A 5,316-nucleotide genomic window follows, 5' to 3' on the forward strand; every position below is an offset into this window, starting at 1 on the left:
AATCCACTTCTGGAACAGATAGGCCCCGGCTTCTTCGGCGGCGCTGTGCGCCACCGTGAGGCTTGGGCCCGTTGCAAAGCGCACCTGCTCGACATCCACCAGCCAATCGGAGACACCGGTGGCGGTATGGGTCAGCTTGATACCGGCACCCTCCAGGGTGACGGTGTAGTCGGCGCGTGTGCCCTCCTGGATCGCCACGTCAAAGCCCGTGCCCCCGTTCAGGCGGTCACTGCCGGTGCCGCCCGAGAGCAGGTCATTGCCCGCGCCGCCAAACACGATGTCGTCCCCGGCATCGCCAAAGACCTGGTCATCGCCGGCCTCGCTGCCGACCACATCGTTGCCGCCACCGCCGTGGATGATGTCGTCATCGGGGCCGAGCACGATCCACTGGGCCGATCCATCGCCGCTGGCCATGTTCTGGCCCGCCCCGCCGATGACCCGGACGGCTCCGATGATGAGCGCGAACTCCACCTTGTCCAGCTGGATCACGGAGCCCGGCGGCAGGCCGCGCGCGTCGATCACCAGGGCTTCCTGGCGGTCGGGGTGCGTGGTGCTGCCTTCGCCCGTGCCGTCGGCACCGGTGATGGCAATGGGCTGGCCCGGTGCGATGCCTGGGGTGGTTGCCAGGGTGATGGTGCGCACGACGACCTGGCCCGCATTGGGCACGGTGGCCAGGTAGTTGTCGATAGCGTCCACTTGCCCACCCGCTCCAGCGGCCCCGGCGGCGGTGACGAGCTGCAGGCGCAGCGCCGCAGGGCTGGTGGCCGGCTCGGAGCCTTGCGATGTGGCGCCCACCCCCGTGGGCAAGCCTATCTGCAGCAGGGTCTCACCATTGCTGGTGGCCAGCGGTATGTCGGCCAGCTGCGGGTTGGGCGTGCCTGCATTGTCGGGCCGGCCGCTGCTGACCGGTGCAATGCTCTGCGTGGTAGTGGTCGAGCCATCCGCGTTCTGCACGGTGCTGGTCTGTACGGGAGTTCCGTCCACCACGGTCGGAGCCGGTGACGGCGCAGGTGGCGCCGGGTCCGGGGCGGGCGCGGGGGCTGGAGCGGCCACCGTGGTGAAGTTCAGGCCTTCGGCGTCGGAGATGCCGGCAAAGGCGTTGCCTGCGCCGTCCTTGAAGGCCAGGCTCTCCACCTGCAGGTAGTAGGCGGTGCCGTAGGCCAGGTCGGCATGGGGATCGATGGTGACCGCAGCGCCGGTGATGCTCAGGCTACCGTTCAGGCTGCCCTCGCCGGATGTGACATCGAACTGCTCGATCAGCGTGCCGGCGCCGTTCTTGAGCAGCACCAGGCCTTCTCCTGCCACCACGTTTTCGGAGAAGGTCAGCATGAGGTTGGCGGTGGTGCTGACGCCGGCAGCATTGTCCAGCGGCGTGCTGGAGGACAGCACCGGCACCACGCCGTCGATGGCCAGGGCCTTGTTGTTGCCCAGCGAGTTGGCCGCACCCGGTGCCGCCAGCGTCAGCGTGCTGGCATTGCCCGCCGCATCCTTGATGGTGCCGCCATTCAGCGCCAGTGCCGTGATTCCCAGGTAGTCCAGGTCTGCCGTGGTGTCGCCCGCTTGCACGGTGTACGTGAAGGTCAGTGCACTGGTGCCGCTGCCGCTGGTGTAGTTCACTGCACGGTCGGTGGTGCCGATTTCCAGCGTCAGCTGGGGCGTGCCCGTGACGGTGACGGCCTCGCTGAAGTTGACCTGCAGGCTGACGGTGTTGCCCACCTTGTAGGTGCCGTTGGCGGCGCTGGAATTGACCGATGCGACCGTGGGCGCGGTGGTATCTATCACGATGGCTTTGTTGTTGCCCAGCGAGTTGGCCGCACCGGGCGCCGCCAGCGTAAGGGTGCTGGCGTTGCCTGCCGTATCCTTGATGGTGCCGCCATTCAACGCCAATGCGGTGATTCCCAGGTAGTCCAGGTCTGCCGCGGTGTCGCCGGCCTGCACGGTGTACGTGAAGGTCAGTTCACTGGTGCCGCTGCCACTGGTGTAGTTCACTGCACGGTCGGTGGTGCCGGTCTCGAGCGTCAGTTGGGGCGTGCCCGTGACGGTGACGGTTTCGCTGAAATTGACCTGCAGGCTGACGGTGTCGCCCGCCTTGTAAGTGACGTTGGCAGCGCTGGAATTGACCGACCCGACTGCGGGCCCCGTGTTGTCGATGGTGTACAGCTGGCCTGCGGTGTAGCCGCCGGGGATGGCGTTGCCGGCCGTGTTTTGGATGCCGGTCCCTGAACTCTTGAGGTCCAGGCGCACAGTGCCATCACCGGAGATGCTGTTCACCGTCACGGTGTAGGTGTCTCCGCTCCCCGTCACGCTGGAGATAGTGCCGTTGGCAGTATTGCTTTTGGTCAGGGAGAAGTCTGAAGTATCGACCCCGCTGACGCTTTCAGAGAACTTGACGGTGAAATTGACGCTGGTAGCGTTGGTGATCGCGGTGGAGACGCGGTTGATCGAAGACACCGTGGGTAGGCCGGTGTCATCCCCCACAAACGCCGCCCTGTACTCTACGATGTCCTGCGCATCGAACGGCAGCATCGTCTCGATCTGCCCCGCCCAATACTCCAGGTCCCAGTCGCCGTCCAGCGCCAACGCGCCAGTGCGATCAGTGGACGCTGCGACATCGGCGCCATGCAGCGCGCTGGACAGGCTGTTGACGAATGCCTGCCCGCCTTCGCCCTGGGCCACCGAGCAACCGTACAGCAGCAGGTCCGCACCCGGTGCCAGGTGGCTGGCGATCTGTGCGAGCGCAGGGGCCTGCTCACCCAGGTTGGCGGTGTTCAGGCGCAACTCGCCCAGGTGCAGCTGGCCTTCGGAGCCGTGGGTGACCAGGTGCAGCGCGTCCAGCGTGCCGTAGTCGGCCAGCGCCAGTGCCAGGGCTTCCAGGCCGTTGCCGCCTGCGGGCAGCAGGATGATCGGCATGGCAGGGTCCAGGCTGGCAACCAGTGTCTCCCAGTCTGCGATACCGGCATCGATGGCGATGACTTCACGGGTGGCGGGGGTGGTGGACATGGCGGTGCCTTGTGGTCAGAAAAAGGGATGGCTGCAGCGATGGCACCGTGAGCGGTGCCGATGGCTTGCAGGGGCAGAAGATGAAGCGGTGGCGTGGCACTGTCAACCGATATGGCCGGCCATGGTGAAACGGCTGGCGCTGAAGTCTTGCGGGGCGGTTTCCACGGGCAGCACCTCGTGGAAATACTCGCTGGGGAAGAACACGATGCTGTCGTTGTGCGGAACGATGCGTGTGAACAGGGTGCGCACATAGGCGCGCGGGTCGAAGCGGCTGTCGTACAGCAGCAGGTCGCCACCGCGGTAGGGCTTGGGCTCGCGGTGGAAGTAGTAGACGAAACTGATCCGCCTGCCCGTATGGCTGAGCCCGTTGTCCTGGTGGGCCTTGAAGAAGTCGCCGGCCGCATACGCCGCGATCTTGAGCTGGATGAAATCGATGTCGAACACCGGCATGCCCAGCCGCTCGCACAGCAGGGGCAGACGCTCGCTGACCGCGGCGCGCATCGCCTCGCCCGGGGAGCCCACCTCGTAGGTGACCAGCGTGCTGCGCTGCTTTTCGTACTGGTCTGCCGCCTGCAGCTCCGTCGGCCTGAAGATGTCCTGGCGCGAGATCGCGTAGTCGAGCAGGTGCTGGTTCAGCGCATGGCCGAAGAAGCCATCGAACTGCACGAACGGGGCAGGCGCAAAATCGGATTGCGGCAGGCGTGCTGGCGCATTGCCGCCATTGAAAATGGCGTTCAGCAGGTCGATGCGAGGCGCTCCGGCCTTTCGGGCATGCAGGCGCCGGTACTCCGCCGCCGCTGCGGCCAGGTCGCCCCGGCGCCGGTGGATGTCTGCCAGCACTTCGTTGTCTGGCGCGGCGATCTTGCCCGCCCCGATCAACTCCAGCAGGCGCTGGTCGCGCGCATCGGGTGACAGCGGCGCGCGGTGTGCCGTGGCTTCAGTGGGCATGCAGTGCCTCCGATGGGGTGCGCATCGCCTCCCATTGATCCCACAGCTGGTTCAGTGGCGCCATGGCGCTGCCCATGGCCTCCGACACAGGGGCGCGCTCACGCGGGCGAAAGGGGACTTCACCGGCCTGCTTGGCATCGTATTGCGCCACGTGCACCATGCGTGCCTGCTCCGCTGCGTCCAGCCTGAGGCCGAAGTGCTCGGCAATGTCGGCCATGGCGGCCGGCAGCTGGGCATAGTTGATCGCCAGAGCCCGCCCACTCCAATGCGGCAGCGGGGCGGCAAACAGGCGCTGCAGAACCTGCGCCAGCGCTTGAGGGCCATCGGCCTGGTGGCCGCCCAGGGCAGGGGCCAGTTGCGGGAGGGCCGCCCAGCGCGGCGGCCGCGCCACCAGGGATTGCAGCACGTCGACCGGGTCCCGGTAGACGAAGACCCAGGGGGTGGCGGGAAAGAGCGCCAGCAACTGCGGCAGGTGCAGCAGGTTCCAACTGGTGAATTTGATGAAGCAGTCCACACCGACAGCCGTGCCGCACAGGGCGTGTATCAGCCCCTTGAGCTGCGGCCACTTTGCCTGTGGGTCCAAGCCGTGGGCCAGCAGCCACTGGTTCACGGGCGCAGGCTCCGATACCACGCGGTGGCGGGGTATGCCGGCCAGGCTGCGGCTCACCAGGGTGGACCCGCAGCGCGACACGTGGAAGATGAAGCCCGCCGGTGCCTTGGCCGGCGCCACCTCTGCCAGCGCCTCCAGGGGCGTGAGCTTCTGCACGGCGTTTGCCTGGACCAGCGCGTCGATGGTCTGGCGAAAGAAGGGTTCTGTGAACAGCGGCTTGGCGCCGGGGTGGATCCATCGAACAAGGCTGCGCTGGCCGGCAGTGGTCAGTTCACAGGGAATCCAGTCGGTGCTCATGCGCGTTTGCCACTTTCATAGGGAAGCACTTCATGGTGGCAATGCATTCGATTGAGGTCGCGCGGGTCTCGAGCGGGCCATCATGGCCCTAGAAGCTGCGCCCCCAGCACCTGCAGCGCCATCGCTGCAGTGCCCACGATTTGTATCATATTGCAACTTCGCTGTAAGGGTATTTGCCGGCCTTTGCGGGCCGGCCAGCCCGGGGGGGCTGGGGCAGGGCAGGGCCCTGCCTTTGATGCAAGCCAGGCTGGCTTCAAGCGAACTCAATCCCCTTGGCCGTCAGCCCCACCAGATCAATCCGCACCGCGTTCATCTCCAGATTCGCCGCCATCACCGTCAGCTCGGAGGCTGATACCCCCCCAGCCATGATGTCGGTCAGCAGCTTGAGTTCGCTGTCGGTGCCCGCCCGGCCCACCACATTCGTCCACAGCGTCTGCGCAATCTGCGTAGGCGTGCTCGCT

At 66.4% G+C, this 5,316-nt stretch carries 3 protein-coding genes and 1 pseudogene; all 4 read right to left on the reverse strand.

Annotation, left to right across the window (positions count from 1 at the left end; genetic code table 11):
- On the reverse strand, window positions 1-3,000 hold a 3,000-nt coding region (locus tag ASE28_RS27710; protein WP_157422161.1), incomplete at its 3' end, for a DUF4347 domain-containing protein.
- A gap of 102 nt (window positions 3,001-3,102) precedes the next feature.
- Window positions 3,103-3,948 carry a 2OG-Fe(II) oxygenase gene (locus tag ASE28_RS27715; RefSeq protein WP_057269347.1) on the reverse strand — a complete coding sequence of 282 codons (846 nt, stop codon included), beginning with the start codon at window positions 3,946-3,948 and terminating at the stop codon, window positions 3,103-3,105.
- Entirely contained in the window at window positions 3,938-4,855 is a 918-nt protein-coding gene (locus ASE28_RS27720; protein WP_057269348.1) for a hypothetical protein, read from the reverse strand. The genes ASE28_RS27715 and ASE28_RS27720 overlap by 11 nt, the downstream gene beginning before the upstream one ends.
- A gap of 253 nt (window positions 4,856-5,108) precedes the next feature.
- A pseudogene (locus ASE28_RS32545) lies at window positions 5,109-5,316 on the reverse strand (hypothetical protein); the annotation flags it as partial.

Origin of the sequence: Acidovorax sp. Root219 (genome assembly GCF_001428665.1) — a bacterium.
GTDB lineage: Bacteria > Pseudomonadota > Gammaproteobacteria > Burkholderiales > Burkholderiaceae_C > Acidovorax.

Coding starts and splice junctions, on each gene's coding strand:
- ASE28_RS27715 (WP_057269347.1), bottom strand. CDS start 3,948: ATGCCCACTGAAGCCACGGCACACCGCGCGCCGCTGTCACCCGATGCG.
- ASE28_RS27720 (WP_057269348.1), bottom strand. CDS start 4,855: ATGAGCACCGACTGGATTCCCTGTGAACTGACCACTGCCGGCCAGCGC.